This is a genomic window from Halioxenophilus sp. WMMB6, from assembly GCF_033283405.1.
Lineage (GTDB): Bacteria > Pseudomonadota > Gammaproteobacteria > Pseudomonadales > Cellvibrionaceae > Halioxenophilus.
Map to the genome: position 1 here is coordinate 218839 of NZ_JAWMQR010000001.1, position 20556 is coordinate 239394.

At 55.6% G+C, this 20556-nt stretch carries 20 protein-coding genes and 1 riboswitch; of the genes, 10 read left to right on the forward strand and 10 right to left on the reverse strand.

The genetic code is table 11. The features are described 5' to 3' along the window. Nucleotides 1-3: 3 nt before the first annotated feature. Complete coding sequence (locus SBL51_RS00890; protein ID WP_317928583.1) at nt 4-663, reverse strand: SOS response-associated peptidase; 660 nt, start codon at nt 661-663, stop codon at nt 4-6. Between the two features lie 413 nt (nt 664-1076). Between SBL51_RS00890 and SBL51_RS00895 the strand changes: the two genes are divergently transcribed. Next, on the forward strand, nt 1077-2228 hold the full coding sequence (locus tag SBL51_RS00895) for a DUF1513 domain-containing protein (protein WP_317928584.1): 1152 nt from the start codon (nt 1077-1079) through the stop codon (nt 2226-2228). Between the two features lie 33 nt (nt 2229-2261). On the opposite strand, the gene SBL51_RS00900 is transcribed toward SBL51_RS00895, so the two are convergent. The 7 genes from SBL51_RS00900 to SBL51_RS00930 all read right to left on the reverse strand — a co-directional run bounded on the left by SBL51_RS00900 (nt 2262) and on the right by SBL51_RS00930 (nt 7359). Next, complete coding sequence (locus tag SBL51_RS00900) at nt 2262-3281, reverse strand: PA2778 family cysteine peptidase (RefSeq protein WP_317928585.1); 1020 nt, start codon at nt 3279-3281, stop codon at nt 2262-2264. Between the two features lie 17 nt (nt 3282-3298). Then, nucleotides 3299-3703, reverse strand: a complete 405-nt coding sequence (locus SBL51_RS00905; RefSeq protein WP_317928586.1) for a PA2779 family protein — start codon at nt 3701-3703, stop codon at nt 3299-3301. 198 nt (nt 3704-3901) lie between these two features. Beyond that, nucleotides 3902-4750 (reverse strand): antibiotic biosynthesis monooxygenase, encoded by an 849-nt coding sequence (locus SBL51_RS00910; RefSeq protein ID WP_317928587.1) that lies wholly within the window; start codon nt 4748-4750, stop codon nt 3902-3904. A gap of 197 nt (nt 4751-4947) precedes the next feature. Beyond that, nucleotides 4948-5358 carry a TA system antitoxin ParD family protein gene (locus tag SBL51_RS00915; RefSeq protein WP_317928588.1) on the reverse strand — a complete coding sequence of 137 codons (411 nt, stop codon included), beginning with the start codon at nt 5356-5358 and terminating at the stop codon, nt 4948-4950. A 68-nt stretch (nt 5359-5426) separates the two neighbouring features. Then, the gene (locus SBL51_RS00920) at nt 5427-6230 is read right to left on the reverse strand and encodes an amidohydrolase (RefSeq protein ID WP_317928589.1); all 804 of its coding nucleotides are present in this window, start codon (nt 6228-6230) and stop codon (nt 5427-5429) included. Nucleotides 6231-6237: 7 nt separating this feature from the next. Next, the gene (locus tag SBL51_RS00925; RefSeq protein WP_317928590.1) at nt 6238-6684 is read right to left on the reverse strand and encodes an acyl-CoA thioesterase; all 447 of its coding nucleotides are present in this window, start codon (nt 6682-6684) and stop codon (nt 6238-6240) included. An 84-nt stretch (nt 6685-6768) separates the two neighbouring features. After that, the gene (locus SBL51_RS00930) at nt 6769-7359 is read right to left on the reverse strand and encodes a phosphoribosyltransferase (RefSeq protein WP_317928591.1); all 591 of its coding nucleotides are present in this window, start codon (nt 7357-7359) and stop codon (nt 6769-6771) included. 106 nt (nt 7360-7465) lie between these two features. Between SBL51_RS00930 and SBL51_RS00935 the strand changes: the two genes are divergently transcribed. Further along, entirely contained in the window at nt 7466-8044 is a 579-nt protein-coding gene (locus tag SBL51_RS00935; RefSeq protein WP_317928592.1) for a phosphoribosyltransferase, read from the forward strand. Nucleotides 8045-8151: 107 nt separating this feature from the next. Further along, nucleotides 8152-10812 (forward strand): phosphoenolpyruvate carboxylase, encoded by a 2661-nt coding sequence (gene ppc, locus SBL51_RS00940; RefSeq protein WP_317929927.1) that lies wholly within the window; start codon nt 8152-8154, stop codon nt 10810-10812. A gap of 102 nt (nt 10813-10914) precedes the next feature. Here the strand turns inward: ppc and SBL51_RS00945 are convergent, their stop codons facing one another. Beyond that, entirely contained in the window at nt 10915-11625 is a 711-nt protein-coding gene (locus tag SBL51_RS00945; RefSeq protein WP_317928593.1) for an SDR family oxidoreductase, read from the reverse strand. Between the two features lie 8 nt (nt 11626-11633). Continuing rightward, entirely contained in the window at nt 11634-12428 is a 795-nt protein-coding gene (locus SBL51_RS00950; RefSeq protein WP_317928594.1) for an enoyl-CoA hydratase/isomerase family protein, read from the reverse strand. Nucleotides 12429-13278: 850 nt separating this feature from the next. Between SBL51_RS00950 and SBL51_RS00955 the strand changes: the two genes are divergently transcribed. The 7 genes from SBL51_RS00955 to SBL51_RS00985 all read left to right on the forward strand — a co-directional run bounded on the left by SBL51_RS00955 (nt 13279) and on the right by SBL51_RS00985 (nt 20377). Continuing rightward, a complete protein-coding gene (locus tag SBL51_RS00955) occupies nt 13279-13896 on the forward strand; it encodes a CPBP family intramembrane glutamic endopeptidase (protein ID WP_317928595.1) in 618 nt (205 codons plus the stop codon). Between the two features lie 297 nt (nt 13897-14193). Next, on the forward strand, nt 14194-14925 hold the full coding sequence (locus SBL51_RS00960) for an OmpA family protein (RefSeq protein ID WP_317928596.1): 732 nt from the start codon (nt 14194-14196) through the stop codon (nt 14923-14925). Nucleotides 14926-15124: 199 nt separating this feature from the next. Next, a riboswitch (cobalamin riboswitch) is annotated at nt 15125-15276 on the forward strand. A 94-nt stretch (nt 15277-15370) separates the two neighbouring features. After that, nucleotides 15371-17266, forward strand: coding sequence for a TonB-dependent receptor plug domain-containing protein (locus SBL51_RS00965; protein WP_317928597.1), 1896 nt, complete (start codon nt 15371-15373; stop codon nt 17264-17266). A gap of 91 nt (nt 17267-17357) precedes the next feature. After that, nucleotides 17358-17966: a cob(I)yrinic acid a,c-diamide adenosyltransferase gene (gene cobO, locus SBL51_RS00970; RefSeq protein WP_317928598.1), complete on the forward strand. Its 609-nt coding sequence runs from the start codon at nt 17358-17360 to the stop codon at nt 17964-17966. A 28-nt stretch (nt 17967-17994) separates the two neighbouring features. Further along, nucleotides 17995-19089, forward strand: a complete 1095-nt coding sequence (locus SBL51_RS00975) for an iron ABC transporter permease (protein WP_317928599.1) — start codon at nt 17995-17997, stop codon at nt 19087-19089. Beyond that, nucleotides 19077-19916 (forward strand): ATP-binding cassette domain-containing protein, encoded by an 840-nt coding sequence (locus SBL51_RS00980; RefSeq protein ID WP_317928600.1) that lies wholly within the window; start codon nt 19077-19079, stop codon nt 19914-19916. The genes SBL51_RS00975 and SBL51_RS00980 overlap by 13 nt, the downstream gene beginning before the upstream one ends. Nucleotides 19917-20053: 137 nt before the next feature. Then, nucleotides 20054-20377 carry a superinfection immunity protein gene (locus tag SBL51_RS00985; RefSeq protein ID WP_317928601.1) on the forward strand — a complete coding sequence of 108 codons (324 nt, stop codon included), beginning with the start codon at nt 20054-20056 and terminating at the stop codon, nt 20375-20377. Nucleotides 20378-20556: the final 179 nt, after the last annotated feature.

A 20556-nucleotide genomic window follows, 5' to 3' on the forward strand; every position in this document is an offset into this window, starting at 1 on the left:
TGATCAGCCTATGGCCACGGCCTCGATATTGGCTGGCGAGTCGTTGGCCGGATTGTTAACACGGTTGGAGACGGGGTAACCCCAAAATTGGCCGGCAGGGGCCGGGCGCAACCACTGGCTGGGGTTCTCGTCTAATAGCCAGCTTCTGGCATCTTCCGGAGTAATCATGACCGGCATGCGATCATGGATGGCGACCAGCTCATCGTTGGCCGCGATGGTGATGATCGCTGCGGTATCGTCCCCCCGCCAGTTATCCCAAATCCCCGCCATCAGAAAGGGCTCACCCGAGCGTTGTACGATATTAAACGGCTGCTTGCCGGCCGGGGTGGCCTGCCACTCATAGTAGCCACTGGCGATAAACAGGCAGCGGCGGTGTTTGAAGGCGTCGCGGAAAAAGGGTTTGCTGGCAATGGTTTCGGCGCGGGCGTTGATTGGCCGGCTTTTGGGTTTTTCCTCCTTCATCCATTTGGGCACAAAGCCCCACAGGGTTTTATCCACCACCAGAGCATCACCACCGGCGGCCGCGCGAATAATCGCTACCCAGGTGCCCGGAGCAATGTTGTAGCGGCCCTGCCAGTCGGCGGCGTCGAGCAGGTCGCGGGCAATGGCCAGTGAGTCGAGCCAGGCTTTGGCGTCGGGCTCCAGATTGTATCGACCGCACATAGTCCTCTCCTGTTCTGCTAATTACCCGGTGCGCCGTTAGTCTGGCGCTCTCACCATCACCCTCAATAGTGCCACCGGCCCGTAGGCAATAACACACTCGAACCGCTTGCCAATGCCTATTCGGCCATCGGCAGAGGCGGTTACTCCAGATTTGCCATGGCTGGTGTAGCCTGTTGTCCGCTTCTGGTTTGGTAACTCTTAATCCCTGGCTACAGGGAGGGCCGCACACCCTTAATATGCCGAAAGTTTGATCTTACTAACGTTGGTTTGACATTGGCGCTGCCCAATTCCGGTTGGATTGGGTAAAGTGTCGGGAATCTTTCTATTGCGAACGCGTCTCACTTATTGTTTGCGCCGGTTGGATTCATTCGGTCAGTTGGAAAGAGTAGCTTGAAAGGGTAGTAGGAGAGGGTATGTCTAGCAGTAGCGAGGGGCTATTGAATATTAATCGTCGCCAATTTATAGCTGGGCTGGTCGCCTTGGGGCTGGCCCCCGTCGCTGCAGCCCGGAGTCACACCGGCAGCTCGGCTGGCAGTGAGATCTGGTTGTCTGCACAGGGGGCTGATGGCGACCATTATGGTATGAGTTGGTATCGAGCTGCCGATGCCGATATCCACTTAACCTTAAGCCATTTCCGTGGCCACGGCAGTGCGGTTAATCCAATTCACCCGGAGCGGGCGATTATGATCGGCCGACAACCCGGGTTTAAAGGTATTGCAGTGGATCTGCAGCAGGCGCGGATCACCCACCAGTTCGACTGCCAGGAAGGTCACCAGTTTTTTGGGCACGCCTGTTTCAGCGCCGATGGCAAAACTCTGTATACCACCGAGGGTAATATCGCCACCGGCGAGGGGCTGGTGGTGGCCAGGGATGCGAACACCTTTCAGATTCTTGGCCAATTTTCCAGCCACGGCATAGGCCCGCACGAATTGCGCTTAATGCCGGATGGCAAATCTCTGGTGGTGGCCAATGGCGGGCTGCTCACTCGGCCCCAGAGCGGAAATCAGGTGCTCAACCCCGGTGATATGGATTCGAGCCTGGTTTATCTCGCCAGCACCAATGGTGAGCTACTGGAGCAGGTTCGTGTTCCCGAGCCTAAAGCCAGCATTCGCCATCTGGATCTCTCCGCAAACGGGGAGGTGGCCATGGCCATGCAGATGCAGCGCTTCGCTGCCAGCCACGCGGAGATTGTGCCCTTGGGCGCGGTGCACAGCCCGGGGCAGGCGGTGCGCCTGCTTGCCCACCCCGAGGCGGTTATCGGCCGCCTACAGGACTACATGGGCAGTGTCGCCATCAGCAATGCCAGTCGCACCGTCGGCTTTACCAGCCCCAAGGGCAATCTGGCAGTATTTTGGAATTTGGATAGCGGCGAGTACGTCGGCCACCATAAATTGCTGGATGTTTGCGGCTTGGCGGTGACTGCCGATCAACAACATTTCATCCTCTCCAGCTCTATTGGCCAACTGCGGTTGTTGAACGCGCACACGCTAAAGGAGGAGAAGGAGCGGAGGGTGATGACTGAGGGTATTCAGTGGGACAACCATCTGCTGGTGACCACGGTATAGCCTTGCCGCCCGTTGTGATAACCACTCTTTGAATTATTCGCCTGCGGCACAGACTACTTTAGGGCACTGGGCCGGTGCCGCTGAATTGCGCTCCGCACCGGCCGAAAGCTCCGCTAGTGTATCGGCAAAATTACTATCCTCTGGTACCAGTTGATGGGCGCACTGTGCTGCCTGCCGTGCCGCCGCGTTACAGCCCATGGTTTGCAGCAGATAGGCATAGTTATTCCAGCCGGCGGCAAAGCCAGGGTTGCCTGTTAACAGCTGCTGATAGATTGCCTGGCTCTGCGTAAACGCTTTTTGCTGCTGCAACAGGTTGGCCAAACCAAACAGCGCCAACGGCTCCGTTGGCCACTGGCCAATAGCGGTTTGATAACCCACTCTTGCTTCGCTCACCAATCCCACCTGTTCCAGATTATTCACCGCTTTAATAAAAGCGAGCGGTTCTGCCGTTGCGGGCAGTTGCGTGGCCTGGGTAATGACAATGGCCCACTGCTTCGAGCGCCGCCAGGTTCTGGCGAACAAAGGCAAATTGATGGTGTAGCTCTCAATGGTGCCAGAGTTGAGGGTGATGGTATTGGCGGCCAGGTCGTAGCCGGTAACCACGGCATAGTGCCACTGCGGCCACCAGCCAAAACGGAGGTTCTGCAGTACGAGCACCGGGTTATTATTGGCAACTTCCATTAACAGTTGATCAAGCGCCGGAGCGAGCGGGTAGACGATATAACCCTCCCGGCGGGCACGGGCCACCATCTCCAGTTGCAGGCTGCCCTCGCGTTCAGGAATGTAAATCGCGCTTTTTAACTGCTCGGGTGTTACCTGGCTACCGCGATAATTTAATACACCGGCGAGGCTGGCCGGGCCGCATTGGTAGAGCTCCTGGGCGAAAAAGGGGAGATTGGTTATCTGGTGAGCCTGGGGGAGGGTAGTAAGCGAATTCAGTTGGCTCTGCTCGGCGGGCGGCAAGCTGGAACAGCCAGCAAGCAGCAGAGCCAGAAAAGCAAACAGCCAGCAGAAGCGGGAGCTTATGCTGGCTGCATTCAGCGGCTTAGGCATTAAACGGCCTAGGCCTGCTATTTGTTAACACATTTTACAAAGCTGAAAATATCAGTAGCACAGGCCATATCGGTGATGACAAACAGTACAAAAATTACCAACAGGGCGCCGATAACGGCATTACCGCCAGCAGGGGCGTCGGCCAGTTGTTGATTCAGTGCGCTAAGCTCTTCGGCAGTCAAAGCGTTGATACGTTGCTCTGCATCTTCGGAGCTAATGCCCATGCTTTGTAACTGCTGTTTAACATCGTCACTTTGAACCAGAGACAACAGTTGTTGCTTGTCCATGTTCATTTGGCTTTGAGCGATAACGGTTTCGGTCTCTATCATGCCGGCAGAGGCAGCGGAGCTGAGAAAGGTTGACAGCAGGATGACGGGAACCATGACTTTCGCAACTGTTTTGGTGATGTAGCTAAATTCCATGAAATCTACCTCGATCGTTGGTTGGTGCCATTTTTTCGCTGGCAGTATATAGGAGGAAATCTTTTCCGGGTAAAAAATCCGGTCAAAATGCGTGGCCGATCAATATTCAGATAATCACTATGGTGTTGTCGCTTTGGGTGCTGGCTGTTTTTTGGTTAGCTTGTAATCAATTTCTTACGCGGCAGCGCACTTTTCCGGTTATTCCTCTGCGGTAATTTGGTAGTGGCGCTCCACATTTTTGCTTGCCGCTCCCCAGTTTGACTGTTGACTCCGAGACTGGTGTGCATCAAAGGCGGCCCGGTCGATAAATTCCTCATAAACTTGAAACACGGTTGCGCGGCTAGCGTTTTGCTCAACATTAAATTGCAGGCAGCCGGGCTCCTGGCGGGTAAGGTGGATGTGGTTTGGTAGTTCGGCCAAAACCTTCGCCAGATCTTCTTCGGGGACGACAATATGCCCGCGTAAAATCACCTTGGCGGGCTCTGCCAATAAATTTTCCAGCCAAGCAGGCGCCGGGTGTTGCCGGTGAGTAACCGCCCCGTTGATTATTTTTGCCGTTAGCTTAAATGGCTCGAGCGCCGAGGCGTTATCCAATACCCATACCTGATCAAACAGCGGCAGTGCCTGTTTGATATTGGCCAGAGTGCGCGGTAGACGGTTCTCGACTTTATCGTCGGGCACAAAGTGGCCGCCTTCCAATACCCGCTGGGCAACCCTGGCCCTATTGAGCATTGCCTGACCTAGATGCACAAATACCAGGATAGTTTCAAAACCCATCGCTTTGGCTCGGGCGACGAAATCTATTTTGGAGGGGTGGGAGAAGACGGTTTCGTAGCAGAAACTGCGGCCATCCAAAAGCAGCTGGTGGCGAATCTCCTCGGCCATTTGTGCCGCCTGGTAACTGTGCGCCTCGGGCGCCTCCGGAAAGAACTCGCGGGCGATTAGATCGGCATTAACAAATGGCAGCCCACGGGGTTGGAGTTGCGTGCGGTAGAAGGTGCTTTTGCCGGCGCCGTTGCCGCCAGCCAGTAACCACAGTTGTTTCATGCCAGTTGAGGCCTTACCTGTTTAGTGCAGGCTTATTATTGATTAAGAAATTTAGCGGGGCCGACCAGTCGTTGGATATTTACCGGCTTGTGACTGATTGCGGTCGCTGCCCAGGTATAGTGCTGTCGACCCGCAGCGGATAAGCAAGCGAATGGTGTGGCACTCTCTACGGGGGCTTTCTCTATTTAAGTTAAAGGTTATGCCGCATTCACTGGTTGAAATTCGCCATTGTGGAACTGGCCAATGGTGATCTGCCCATCGGGAGCCACCCGCTCCAACAGACCAGGGTGTTGATGGCTGGCCTGGTAACGAAACTGGTTGCTACTGATAGCCTGGCTCAACTCACCACTGGCCCGTTGCTGGTCGAGGCTGGCAAACAGTGCCTCGCTATCCACCGGCTGGCCAACAATGGGTTCAACCTTTACCTGGGCGAGCCCGGAGCGCAGGGCGAGCAGGGCTTGGGGGGTAAGCAGGTTGCCGACGGTGCGACCAATACTGGCCCAATACTCCACCTGCTCGGCGGCGCTGCGGTGTGCCAGTTTGCCACTGCGACTGGCAGCTTCCATTAATTCGGCTTGTAAGCGAACCGGGGATGACGCTTTGGCCATGGTTGATCTCCCACAGGAAAACAGTGAAGTGGCCAGCTTAACATGTGTTGTAGCAAAATGCTACGGCGTTACTGCTTGAGGCGGATGTCGAACTCATCGGCATCCATCCAGGCGGGGAAGGATTCTCTGAACGCCGCTAACGACTGGTAGTCGAGGGTGTAGGTTTGGATAAACTCCTGCTCCTCTGGCTCATCCACCAGAATCTGGCCCTGGTAGTCGACCAACAGGGAGTCGCCGCTGTAGTGCCAGCCCTTGCCGTCGGTACCAACCCGGTTGACTCCAACCACGTAGCTCAGGTTTTCAATGGCTCTGGCTACCAGCAGTGAGCGCCAGGGGTGGCGGCGGGAGCTGGGCCAACTGGCGACGCACAGCAGCAGGTCGTAGTCGTTGCGGCTGCGGCAGAAGACTGGGAACCTGAGGTCGTAGCAGACGGTGAGCAGCAGTTTCCAACCTTGGTATTCAACACACACCCGGTGCTGACCAGGGCGGTAACGCTCATGCTCGCCGGCCATTCGAAACAGGTGCACCTTGTCGTAATAGGCTACCTGGCCGTCGGGGGTAACAAACCAGAGGCGGTTGGTATTGCCGGCCGGGGTTTTAAAGACTGTACTGCCGGTGACGGCGGCGCCGAGCTGCTCGGCCTGTTGCTGCATCCAATTGAGGGTGGGGGTCCCTGCCGACGAAAGAGCTCCCTCTTCGATGGTGGCATCGGGTTCGGTGGTAAAGCCCGAGGTGAACATTTCGGGCAGCACGACCAGGTCCGTGGTGCCGGCGAGCTCCGCCATTTTAGCCGCCAACGCTGCTCTGTTTTGTTCCGGTTGGTGCCAGACCAAATCGGTTTGCACCAAACTGACTCTTAACGGCTCTGGCATAACGCATTCACTCCGAGCTTAAGCGGAAGGTTTCAAACAGGGTTTTGTACTCTTCCAGCAATGGCTTTTTACCTCCTTGGGCGCTATCGGTATTGACCATTCTGGCCACTCCGGTGGCGGCAATCCGCTGCTGGGCTTTGCTGAAAATAGCGTACTGGTGAATCACCTGGCTGCTACCAATATGTTCAATGCCCAAGCCTAGAATCAGGTTGTCCGGGTAGGTAATTGACGATAAAAACCGGCAACTGGACTCCGCCACCACCGGGCTGAAATCGGGTGTCTGAATAGCGCCAATCAATTGGTAAAAAAAGACGGTACGCAGATGTTCGAAATAGCGGTAGTACTGCACGTTGTTAACGTGGTTGAGGGCATCCATGTCGCCCCAAAGCGTAGCGTGTTCGACCGTAAACGGGTAGTGCTCAATAAATGCAATTTCGGCTTGGCTGTTGGACATAGTTACTACTTCTTATGACTGCTCCGTTGCCTGCTTAAGTGGCAGCCGACGGGACGCCGGCTAACGGTTTAGCGGTTGAGCGAATTAAGGCGTGGCTTTGCTGATGCCGTAGCGGGCGACTAACTCGCTCACAAACGGTTTGTGCTGTTTGATCTCCTCGTCGGTGAGGCCATCGAGTTCGTAGGGCAGTACCAACCAGTCGTCGGTGGTGTGCAGGTAGTAGTCGGGCTGGCGCTCTACCCGCAGGCGATTGGGCTTAAACCAGAGGCTGGCAATACGCACGTCCTCCGGCATGTTGCGCCGGGTTTTGTTTTGCAGGCGGCGGATAACCGCATCGAGGTTGAGGCCGGTACTGTAGACGTCATCGACGATTAACAGTTTGTGGAAGGACTCTAACCGGTCTAACAGGTATTGGGTGCCATGCACGCGGATATTTTCGTGTTGGTCGACCATCGACTGATAGCTGCTCAGACCTCGGTAGGAGGTGCGAATGGAGATGTGGTCGGTGGCCACGCCCAAATACTCCAGGCAATCCTGCACGGCTATACCCACCGGGCTGCCACCGCGCCAGAGGCCGACGATAAAATCGGGGCGAAAACCGCTCTGGTAGATTTGTGCCGCCAGGCGATAGGAGTCGAGGGTTACCTCTTCGGCGGTAATGAAGCGTTTTATCATGATCTCAGCAAATCCATTCGATATCCTGCGATGGGGCAGTATACAATATTTGACCAATGCGCCAATCTTTGGCAATTTCTACGCACGATTATCGATTGGGGATTCAATGAGCGTTCCAACCTCTTCCGAAAAACTCTACATCTCCGCCCAGCAATTGCTGCAGGACTCCTTCGAATTGGGGGCTAAGGTGCTGGCCAGTGGTTTCCGGCCAAAAGTGGTGATTGCGCTCTGGCGGGGTGGCGCGCCCATTGGTGTGGCCGTGCAGGAGTTTATTGATTACTACGGGGGTTGCCAGTCGGACCACATTGCCATTCGCACCTCTTCTTATTCGGGTATCGGTCAACGCAGTGACCATATCCGTATTCACGACCTTACCTATCTGTTAAAAAATATTAATTACGATGACCCGCTACTGATCGTCGACGATGTCTTCGACACCGGCCGAACCATCGATGCCCTAATTCGGGAATTAAAAACCAAAGCGCGCAAAAACTGCCCGGAAGATATCCGAGTGGCAGTTCCCTACTACAAGCCAAAATCCAATCTGACGCATCGCGAGCCGGACTACTACATTCATACCACCGAACAGTGGTTGAAATTCCCCTACTCACTGGAGGGGCTCAAGGAGCAGGAGATCGCCGAAAACCGGCCGGAAATTTATTCGGTGATCAAATCCTTCTTATGAGTTGAGTCGTAGCTGACCTGAACATCGGCACAGTTATTGCGGTCTTTCTGAGCTAGATACTGACATTGAGCGTTGGGGGGAATATGACTGCCAAGCAGCACTCAAAAATGGATGGTGAGTTAACTGTGCCGAACGCCGGCGCCGCCAATGAAGATCCACTGCGCGAGAATATTCGCCTGCTCGGCCGCGTATTGGGGCAAACGATCAACAGCGCTCATGGCAATGAAGTTCTCGAGCAGGTGGAGTCGATTCGCAAAATCGCCCTTGCTTCCCGTAAAGATCCTTCCGCGTCACGCACGGAGCTCACCAACCTGCTCACCGAGCTCTCCGATGAGCAGATGTTGATCGTCGCCCGGGCGTTTAACCAGTTTTTGAACCTGGCCAACATTGCCGAGCAGTATCAGAGCATCGCCCCGGGCGAGCAGTCGGCGCACAGTGGCGAGCAGGCGCTCAGCACCTTTCTGGCCAAAAGCCAGGTGTCCGTCAGCCCCGCCGATCTGCAAAATGCCCTGCGCAATCTCTCCATCGAACTGGTCTTTACCGCCCACCCGACAGAAGTCTCCCGCCGCACCCTCATTCAAAAACATCAGCTGCTGAATGACTGCTTGAGTGAGCTGGATAAAACCCACGAGAGCGAAGCCCGCGACGATATTGTCAGCCGCATCGATGAACTGATCACCCAGGCCTGGCACACCGATGAGATTCGTGAACGGCGGCCGACGCCGGTGGACGAGGCCAAGTGGGGTTTCGCTGTGTTTGAGCAGTCGCTCTGGTACGCCGTGCCCAAGTTTATGCGGCGCCTGCACTCGACGATTACCACAGAAACCAAACTGACTATGCCGCTCGACTGGATGCCGCTGTCGTTTGTCTCCTGGATGGGCGGTGATCGCGATGGCAACCCGTTTGTCACCTCACAGGTCTCCCAAGAGGTGCTGCACTCCAGCCGTTGGATGGCGATGGACCTCTACCTGGTTGATGTCGAGCGCCTCTGTGCCGAGCTCTCACTGGCCCACTGCAGTGAGGAGCTGCGCGAACGGGTTGGCCCCTGTGCTGAGCCCTACCGGGTGCTGCTACGCCAGTTGCGCGATGATATTCACGAGACCCGGGACTATCTGAGCGACGTGCTCACCGGGGAGACACCGGCGAAGGCGCGGGATCGGATTACCCACACCCAGCAGCTGCTGGAGCCGCTTGAACTCTGCTACCGTTCACTTAGCGAGACCGGCCTGGCCAACATCGCCAATGGCCTGTTGCGCGATACTCTCTGGCGGGTCTACGCCTTTGGTGCACCGCTGGTGAAACTCGATATCCGCCAGGATAGCGAACGCCACAAAGAGGCACTCTCCGAACTGACCCGCTACCTGGGTATTGGCGACTACGGCCAGTGGTCGGAGAGTGACAAACAGAGTTTTCTGCTCACCGAACTCAACTCCCGCAGGCCCCTGATCCCCACCGATTGGCAACCGTCGGAACCGGTGGCTGAGGTGTTGGCCACCTGCCGCTTGATCGCCGCCACCGACCCGGAAGCGCTTGGTATCTACATTATCTCCATGGCCCAGTACGCCTCGGATGTATTGGCCGTGATGCTGTTGTTGCGCGAGTGTGGTTGCCACTATCGGATGCCGGTGGCACCACTGTTTGAAACCCTGGACGACCTCAATCGCGCCGAGTCGGTCATCACCGAGCTGCTTAAGAACGACTGGTACCGCGGCTATCTGCAGGGGCGGCAGTACATCATGATCGGCTACTCCGACTCCGCCAAGGATGCCGGCTTCTTTGCCGCCGGTTGGGCCCAATACCGGGCACAGGAGGCGCTGGTATCGATCGCCGAGCAGCACGGCTTGCAATTGGTACTGTTCCATGGCCGCGGCGGTACCGTCGGTCGCGGTGGTGCGCCGGCGCACAGTGCGCTGCTGTCGCAACCGCCCGGCAGTCTGGCTGGTGGCCTGCGCGTCACCGAGCAGGGGGAGATGATCCGCTTTAAGTACGGTTTAACCGATCTGGCGGTGCAGTCGATTGCCCGCTTTGCCGCCGCCATATTGGAGGGCAATCTGCAGCCCCCGCCCAAGCCGAAAAAGAGCTGGCGCCAGGTGATGGATGATCTCAGCACCAGCTCCTGTGCGGTTTATCGTGGCATCGTGCGCGAAGATCCGAGCTTCGTTCCCTATTTTCGGGCGGCCACCCCGGAGCAGGAGCTGGGCAAGCTGCCCCTGGGCTCCCGGCCCACCAAACGCAAACCGGGGGGAGGGGTGGAGACCCTGCGCGCCATTCCCTGGATCTTCGCCTGGTCGCAAAGCCGTATGATGCTGCCGGCCTGGCTGGGTACCGGAGAAGCCCTGGCCCAGGCCAGAGCCACCAGCCACGAGGTGCTGCTCGAGATGTTCGAGCAGTGGCCCTTTTTCCGTACCCGCCTCTCCATGCTGGAGATGGTCTTCTCCAAGACCGACCCTTGGTTATCGAGTATCTACGACGAAAAACTGGTACCGGCCGAGCTGCGCCACTGGGGCGATGATCTGCGCGAGCGGCTCGATAACTCCATCAAGCAGCTGGTCGACCTGGTGCCATCGCACAAGCTGATGGAGAGCGACCCGCAACTGCAGGCCTCCATCAAAATCCGCAGCCCCTATATCGATCCGCTCAATATTCTGCAGGTGGAGTTGCTGCGCCGCTCCCGCGAGTGTGGTGAGGTGTGTGGTGGTACGGTGCTGGAGAAAGCGTTGATGGTTACCATCGCCGGTGTTGCGGCAGGGCTGCGTAACACCGGTTAATGGCTGATTGCTGGAGTGAAGCCCGTCCAGGGGGTGGCCCCTGGACGGGTGGACGACCGTGGCTGATAAAGCCGTGCAGAAGAGCTGTGCTAAAAAAGGCGCTTAGAGATCGCCCAGGATGGGCCGCATCAGCAGGTCTTCCACCACCGTGCGCTCACTCAGGTTGAAGGTGCAGAGCATCATTTGCGCTACATCTTCCGGTGGCATAAAGCGCTCTTCGGGTAGGTCTGTGCCGGCCCAGCTGTTGGTGAGGGTGGCACCGGGCAGTACCGAAGTGACCCGGATGTTAAACGGCTTCATCTCCTCTCTTAACACCTTGGAGAAACCATACAGGGCGTACTTGCTGATGCAGTAAGAGCCACCATTGGTGTAGGCGGTAATGGAGGCGGTGCTGCAGACATTGAAAATATGGCCGTAGCCCTGTTTTTTCATCTCCGGAATCAGCTCCCGGGCCATGTGGTAGGCCGACTCCACATTGGTTGCCAACTGCAGCTCCAGCGCGCCATCGGTTTCGGTGTGTACCTCCCCCGGCAGAAAGACCCCAGAGTTGTTGACCAGTACGGCAATGGGCTGTTGGTGGAGCAGGGCAAAATCGGCGAACGCCAGTGCCTCCTCCTTTTTACTCAAATCGGCCTGAAAGATGTGGGTGACCACATCGAAACGGCTCTCCAGTTCAACCTTTAGTGCTTCCAGGTCTTCCTGACTGCGCGAGCAGGTGACCAGATCGAAACCCTGCCCGGCGAAGGCTTCCAGTACGGCTTTCCCAATACCTTTGGTTCCACCACTGACGACAACAAGTGATCGGCTACTCATAGGGGTAATTACTTTCCGGTGAATTCAGGTTTACGTTTGCCGAAAAAGGCCTCCAGGGCCTCCAGGAAATCGGCACTGCCGGCGTTCTTGGCAAACTTCTCTTCTTCCAGATCAAGCTGCTGATCCAGAGTGTGCTCAAAACTTCCGCGTACCAGGGCCTTCAAGCTCTGTACCGCCAGCGGTGCCTTTTTGCTGATCTTGGCGGCCAGCTTGTCGGCGGCCTCGCTCAGCTGCTCGAGAGGGACTACCTGGTTGACCAGGCTGAGTTCCAGCGCTTGAGTTGCGTCGATGTTATCGGACAGCAGCATAATCTCCATGGCTTTGCGCATGCCCACCAGGCGTGGCAGTACCCAGGAGCCGGAGCAGTCCGGGTTGTTGGCCACATTGATGTAAGCGGAATTGAACACGGCATTGTCGGCGGCAATGACGAAGTCGGCGAATAGGGCGATACTCATACCCGCACCGGCCAGTGGCCCTTGTACGGCGGAGATAATGGGCTGGGGCAGGGCGGCCAACAGCTTTAGCCCCTGGTGCATGGGGCTGATCACCGCGTGCGCGGCATCAGGGGCGGCGGGGCCCGCCTCGCGAAAGAAGGCGAGATCGCCGCCGGCCATAAACGAACGGCCCTCACCGGTCAGAATAATTACGCGTACATCCTCAGCCTGGCTGATTTCGGTAGCCGCCTTTAACAGACCCTGTGAGGTGCCCACGTCCACGGCATTAAGGCACTCGGGGCGGTTGAACCGAATTCTGGCGATGTGGCCGTCGATGGTTAATAGCACGGGGTTTTCATTATTCGACATAGCGGTTCCTTGGTCGTCATTGCCGGGGCTGCCCACCCGGATGGCTGGAGTTGGCCATAAAGTGGATATTGAGTAAAGGTCGCATAATAACACCATTGTTGAATAGCAAGAAAAACCTCGGTGGTGGCGGGCGGCCAGGGGCAATGATGGGTGCCGGGGTAGTACACCCCTCTGTCAGCCCATTTGCTGTGGCGAGCCACGGATTATCGATTGGTGAAGAGCGCAAAGGCGTTACCGGTAGGGTATAGATTGCCGAGCAGGGGAATTGTTGCCGAGGCAGCCGCCGACAGTGTCGCTGTAGACGATTGTCAATAGCTCTGAAAGCTGGGAATTGGCAGTCGACCGGTGATGGCGGTGTGCCTGGTCGACCTCGGTTTATACTCTCCATCTGGCAGGCTCCAGCTGCCTATCAATCATCCCGAGGGCACAGGCATCCCGAGGGCACAGGTTTTGTTTACTCATATTTCTCAATATCACACAGTTTCGCGAAGTCTCTGCTTCTGTCGGAGCGACTGGTTGAATTATGGTGTGTGTTTATCAGGCTTTAGTGGTGGCGTTGTTCCGCTTCTTTGTTTGCGGCTAAACGCAGTACAAGTTAATAGTCGACTCTTTTAAACTGCTGGCCAATTGAAAATTGTGTAGCTGATGGAAGAGGGCGATTGTACGTGCTGAGTAAGCCGTTATTTATTTACAGTTTAATGGCAGTGGCTGCGGCTTTGGCCGCATTTTTCGGGTTACTGCCTCGGGCAAGCCTACTGTTATTGTTAATTTTTGTTCTTTTTTGGCCGCTTTTCTTTACTGCGCAAGTAAAGAGCGATGGTTACTATCCGCCGCTTTATGGCTATTGGTGGTGATCACGGGTTTAGCCTTGGCCAGTTATCGGCCAGCGGGCTTTAGCTACCCCGCCATTATTCCCACGCAACCGTTGGTAGAGGGCGGAGCCACCTTCATCCTAACGCTAAATCTTTCCAAATTAATGGCCGGCTGGTTGGTGTTATTGACGTTTTTGGATAGAGGTAGCCCACTGCTTAAAAAGCGTGACTGGCGGTTGTTTTTACCACTTGGTGTCGGCGCGATTGTGCTGGTGTTGGCCGCTGGTTGTTTTCTACTCGATTTGCGTTGGCAGTTAAAAAGTATTGATCACATCTGGCGATTTGCATTGGTTAATTTAGTCAGCACCTGTGTCGCGGAAGAGGCCTTTATGCGCTTACTGGTACAGGCGCAATTGGCGGTATGGTGCCAATCACTCACCCGGTTTTGGAGCTGGTTGCTACCGTTGATAGGCAGTACATCGCTGTTTGTGTTGGCTCATTCGGGGTTGGCTTGGCAAGCCATGGTTGTCTATTTTTTGGCCGGCCTCTGTTACGGTTTGATCTATACCCTTACCGGCCGTGTAGGTTACGCCATACTGCTCCACTTCGGCGTTAATATTTTACATTTCAGTTTGTTAACCTACCCAATTGCTTGAACTGTTTTGTTATTTAGCGGGTATGGTTTAAAACGCTTCAGTTTTTTCTTTAGTGAAATGTAAATTAAAAAAGTGAGATCTGCCGCACATAACTTTTTAGTTATTCTTTTCCGAAATTTCGTTAAGTTGGCGTTCAGCTCAAATGTTGTCTCCTAGAGCCATAAATTGGCCGAGGAACTTCCATGACTTATGAAATCCAATGACTACAATTACCTGAGTGCTTAATTTACGCTTGGCCTTAATTAGAACTAGCTTAACCACTAATAACACTCATTTTCCACGCAAGGTGTAACGAACATGAACAAAGTGAATTCCAAAACGGATATACAAAAGCGATCAGCTGCGGGCCGTCGTATTGGCCTCGGTGTGAAACTGGTCGGCGCAGTTGTACTAACCGGTTTGTTGGCAAACTGTACCACTTACGACGCCTACACCGGCGAGCAGAAAACCTCCAAAACTGCGGTAGGTGCGAGTGTTGGTGCCGGCTTGGGTGCGGTTGTCGCCTACCTGGATAACCGTGATGAAGATGCCAAAACCCGTAACCAGCGCATTTTGGCTTCCGCAGCGGGTGGTGCCGCCATTGGTGGTGGTATTGGTTACTATATGGATGCTCAGGAAGCCAAACTGCGTCAGCAGTTGCGTGGTACCGGCGTGAGTGTTGAGCGCTCTGGTGACAACATCAACCTGATTATGCCAGGCAACATCACCTTCTCTTCCGCTAAGGCTGATCTGGATCCCAACTTCCTGCCGGTACTTGATTCCGTGGTGCTGGTGTTGAAAGAGTACAACAAGACCCTGGTGGTAGTGGCCGGCCATACCGATAGTGATGGTTCCGAGTCTTACAACCAAAACCTCTCTGAGTTGCGTGCCCATGCGGTTTCCAACTACCTGGCGCGCGGTGGCATCGCTGCCGTTCGTCTGGAGCCGGTTGGTTTCGGTGAGAGTGCGCCTGTCGCCTCTAACGCTACCCCAGAAGGCAAACAGCTGAATCGCCGTGTTGAGATCTCTCTGCTGCCTGCCACCAGCTAAGGTTGCGGCAACACATTAAGTGTTGATCAACACGCAATCGAAAGCCCGCTGCTAACCACAGCGGGCTTTTTTGTGGCCGAGCAATAACCCCAATAACTGATTGCTGATATTACTATGCCGGGTTAGTGAGAAGAGAGTTGACCAAAACCCGAGTGATGGTTACTGTGCAGCCCTGCTAAAGGTGCCTGCAGCGGTTGTCTCATAATGAGCTTTTATGAGTACAGCAGTGGTGCAGGGTAAACGGGAAGTCTGGTATAGCTTTTAATCCAGCGCTGCCCCCGCAACGGTTACCGGAGTGGCTCACTCGCATTCTGGTTTAGCCCGATACCGGCCTTTCGCGCATTAACACGATGTAGCGGAGGGCTTCGTCGATACGCATCGGTTTAAGAGCCTTTGCGAATCTTTCCCTCCCTCAATCATTCATTGATCAGATTGAGGATATTCAATGTTCCAGTTCTGCCAACGCACACCTTGGGTGTGTAGCTTTGCTTTAACCACGTTTGCGGCGCCGCTTTGGGCGCAGAATTCCGATACCGCTCTCCCGCAGCCCGCTCTGGAAGAGGTGGTGGTTATTGCCAACCGTATTCCCACAACCCTGCAAACTGTAGGCACGGCGGTTTCACTAATCGACCAGCAAACTCTGCGGGATCAGGGTTTCGACAGCGTTGCCGATCAACTCGCCACCCAGGTGGGCTTGTCGGTGAGTCACAGTGGTGGTTTGGGTAGTGCCACCAGCGTTCGGATTCGCGGCGAAGAGGCCTATCGAACCCAGTTGCGAATTGACGGCCTTAAAATTGTTGATCCAAGTGCGCCCCAGGCGATGCCCATTTTTGATGGTGTATTACTCAATAACGCCCAAGGTGTGGAGATTCTGCGTGGCCCTCAGGGCATGGTTTATGGCGCGGATGCTGGTGGTGTGGTGAGTGTAGAGAGCCGCTCCTATAGCCGGGGGACAGCCGCATCGCTGGATGTTAAAGCCGGTGACGATGGTCTGCAGCGTTGGCAGGGGGGCGTGGGTACTGGCGGCAACCTGGGGCAAATTGGCCTAGCGTTCACGCAGATAGAGACCGATGGCTTTAACAGCCAGGAGTCCGATAACAGTGACGAGCGCGACGGTTACAATAATCAAACCCTACACCTGAAGGGCGAGCTTAATGTCGCTGAGCGCTGGCAGTTGGGGTTAGTGGCCCGGGAGCAGCAGGGCGAGGTGGAGTACGACAGCTGTTACGATTTCAACTTTGCGGTAAGCAACGACTGCCGCTCCGAAGCCGATATCTCGGCGCAACTCGTCTCGCTGACCTATAACGGCGAACGGTTACCGCAGCAGTTATTGATCAGCCGCACCGAGTCGACGCGGGATGATTACACCGCTGGTTCATTCAGTTTCGGTACTGAGGGCAAAATAGAGCGGGCGGAGTATCTGGGACAGTGGTTGCTTGCCAGTAACAACAGCCTTATTTACGGTGTCGATTTCGAGCGCGAGTCGATCCCGGGCGTGGAACGTGATCAAACCGGTTACCATCTGGCCTATGCCGGCGCGTTGGCAGAGCGTTTTTATTATCACGCGGGTGTTCGATACGACGATAACGAGGAGTTTGGTTCGTTTTCCAACGGCCGGCTATCGGCCAGTTGGCTGCTGCTGAGCAGCGCTTCCGGCACTCTGCAGTTGCGTGCTTCCTACGGTACTGGCTTCCGCGCGCCGAGCTTGTCTGAGCAGTTCTATAACAGCAACTACGCCGAGGGCGAAGCGCTGGGATTGGTTCTGCAAGAGGAGAACAGCAGCGGTTACGATACCGCCCTGGCCTGGTATGGCAGCAATGGCTTAAAGGCGAGTGTCGGACTCTTTCAGCAGAGCATTGAGGATGAGATTCAATTTGTCTATTTTGCCGATCTCGGTGATCCGGCCCAGGGTTTAACCTCGGGTTACATTCAAGGAAGTGGAAAAGCGAAATCCCGTGGCGCGGAGTTGGAACTCAGCTACCCGTTACTGCCGAGCCTATCGCTACAGGCCAACTACACCTACAACGATACCGAAACCAGCGCTGGCGAGCAGCGTGCCCGTCGGCCGGAGCAGCTAGCCAATATCGGCCTGGCGGCCTCGCCCATCGAGCGCGTTCGACTCTTTGCCAATTGGCGTATTGTGCGCGACAGTGTGGAATTTAACGGTGAGCCCTTACCGGATTACGAGGTGGTTGACTTGTCGCTCTCCTATTCCGCGAGCCAGGCAATTCAAATTTATCTCAATGTTGAAAACGCACTGGATGAGGATTACCAGGAGATTGCCGGCTACAACACCGGTGGCCGCAAGGCCTACCTGGGCGCCCGTTGGTCCTTTAACTAACCGTGAAACTTAAATCCAGAGGCTCCACAGCTGACCACCGCCCCGGTGATTTCTACCGGGGTGTTGTCGGTTGCGTAATAGGTGTTTCGCCATGAGTGATCAAAACAAGTCGGAAAAACATCGCCTGGCGATGGTAAAGCAGAAGGCCAATGTCGATGCGGCTATTGCCAATGCCAATCGGCAGCAGAGTGTGGTGGTGTTTCTGACCGGTAACGGCAAGGGTAAAAGCAGTTCGGCCTTTGGTATGGTGATGCGAGCGCTCGGTTACGGCCAACGGGTGGGCGTGGTGCAGTTTATTAAAGGCCAGCAAAAGTCCGGTGAAGAGTTGTATTTGGAAAAATTTTGCCCACAGGTCTTTTTTTACCAGATGGCCACCGGTTTTACCTGGGATACGCAAAACCGTGATGCCGATAAAGCCGCTGCCGAAAAGGCGTGGCAGCAGGCGCTGTTGCTACTCAATAACAACAGTTTTGATCTGGTGGTGTTGGATGAACTCACCTACATGCTTGCCTACCACTACCTGGATGAAACTGAAGTGATCGCCGCGCTGAAAAACAGGCCGGCGGAGCAGAGTGTGGTAGTTACCGGGCGTGGCGGTGGCGAGGCGTTGCGGGCTGTGGCTGATACTGTTTCAGAAATCAAAGAGGTTAAGCACGCTTTTCGCACCGGCATTATGGCCCGCAAAGGGGTGGACTATTGAACGCTGCTAACCAGGTTGGATTCTAGCCATGAATAGAGCGTTGGGGGTGCAACCTGTTAAACCCACTCACCTTTACCGTCTGCAACGGGTACGGCACTTGCTGCCCTGGCTGCAGCTGGTTGCTCTGCTGGTAGCCGCGGTATGGGGGCTTGGCAGTGGCAGTGTTGAGATCGGTTGGCGGCAGCAGTTAGAGCAACTCCTGCCCTGGTCGGTGGACGGGGATGCGTCCCAGGTCGCCACAATTTTACTGCAGGTGCGCCTGCCGAGAATCTGTCTGGCGCTGTTAATCGGCGCCGCACTGGGAGTGACCGGCGCCGCCATGCAGGGGTTGTTTCGCAATCCACTGGCCGACCCATCACTGCTAGGCGTTAGCGCCGGCGCCTCGCTGGGGGCCGGCATTGCCATTGTGCTGACTCACCATCTATTGCTGCCCCAAGGGTTCGCCACCGCGCTGCAAATTGTCCTGGCCTTTTTACTGGCCCTGGCCACGGTGGCGATGATCTACGCCATCGCTAAAAACAGCGACGATGGTGGTGGTCGCTCGGTAGTGACCATGCTTTTGGCTGGTATCGCCATTACCGCCCTGGTAGGCGCTGCTACCAGCCTCTTGAAATACCTGGCGGACGAAACCCGTTTGCGCCAGATCAGCCTTTGGCAGATGGGCAGCCTGGAAGGGCGGGGCTGGGACGCGGTGTTGTTCGCCTTGGTAATTTGTGGTTTGGGGGTCTGGCTGTTATGTCGCCAGTGGCGGGCATTTAATGCTGTGCTGCTGGGGGAGGAGGAGGCCGCCTTACTGGGAGTGGACGTGGCGCGCTTGAAATTATTAGTGGTGGGCCTGGTCGCCATGACCATGGCCGCCGCCGTGGCGGTTACCGGGGTTATCGGCTTTATCGGCCTGCTGGCGCCCCACTGTGTACGGCTGCTGGTCGGCCCCAATCACCGTTTTCTGCTGCCCAATTCCGCTCTGGCCGGGGCACTAATGTTGCTGTTGGCGGATATCCTGGCGCGCCAGCTGATGCCACCGTTGGTGATTCCGGTGGGGGTGATTACCGCGCTGGTGGGGGCACCACTCTTCTTGTGGCTGCTGGTGACGGCTCGTGGAGGTTACCGATGGCAAATTTAACGGATGGATTACGGGTCGATTCCCTAACCCTTGGTAATCCACGCAAGGGCATTGTGCTCAGCGAGATTACCGCCCAGTTTAAGCCCGGTGAAATGACGGTGGTGGTGGGGCCCAATGGTGCGGGTAAAACCTCTCTACTGCGTTGCCTGGCGGGCGCAAAATCAGATGCCGGTAAAGTTTTGTTGGATGAAAATTCGGTGGTTGAGCTGCGTAAGCAACAGAGCCTGAGCCGGCAGCTCGCCTTTCTGCCACAGCACACCCACCTGCAATTTCCGCTGTTGGTGAGTGAGGTGATTGAGCTTGGCCTCTACAACTCACTGGTAACTGCCGGGCAAAAACAGGCGTTACTGCAAGAGGTGATCGAACTCTTTGCTATCGGCCCTTTGTGGGCCCGTGAATACACCCAATTGAGTGGCGGCGAACAGGCGCGGGTACAGCTGGCCCGCACCGTGTTGCAGTTAATGCCGGCGTTGCGTTTTGGCCTGGGGCAACGCAGCTTGGTGCTGCTGCTCGACGAACCAGTGGCAGCCCTGGATGTGGCCTACCAGGTGCGGGTGTTGGAATCGTTACGTAAACTCTGTAATCAAGGTTTGGCCGTGGTATTGGTGTTGCACGACCTCAACCTGGCGCTACGTTTTGGCGATAAGGTGCTGGTGCTTAAAGCTGGCGAGTTGTTGGCCAGCGGTTGCCCGCAGTCGGTATTGACGGAGGCGCTGTTAACCCGGGTTTACGATATTAATGCGCAAATTCTGCGCGATGCGGAATCGGGGCTTGCCATGGTGCTTTTTCATTCGCCCATTGCCAAAATAGCCATCCAACAACCATAAAATTACTACAAGCCAGTCAACAATAAATTTAATTCACTGGGTTGCCGGTATTGCCTGTTGATGCAATTTTTTCATCTTGGCACTGACTGAGTGACAAGGTGGTCTAAGTTGCCCGGTTTGTGAACAAGGAGGCGGTAGTGAGCTTTTACTCTATGCCACTTATGGCGCTGGTGTCTGTTGTTCTGCTCCTGCCCATTGCTTTACTGCCAACCATCATCGCCCTTGCCAGGCGCCATCCGCACACCCTTTTTATTGCCTTGGTCAATATCTTCGGTGGTCTCTTTTTTGGTATTGGCTGGCTGGTGGCGTTGGTTTGGAGTTGTGTCACGGTTAGCGAATTGGCCACTAAAAAGAGTGTGGCTGATGAGCTGGAACATCTAAACGGGCTGCGTGAACGCGGCATCATCAGCGACGCCGAATTTGAAACTCAAAAGCAGCAGCTGCTGAACCCTCCCCGTTAACGGTGCGGCCGTTCATTGCTCTCCCCAATCGTTAACTAATCACTCTGCCTGATAACCCGCCGTCGATGCCAACGGGCGAATGGGCGGTGGCGATAACCTAATAATGGTGAAACAAGCCGGGGGAGGGGGCAGAAGCGCTTAGCGGGAAGTAAAAGGGAATAATTGCAGCGTTGAAGAGT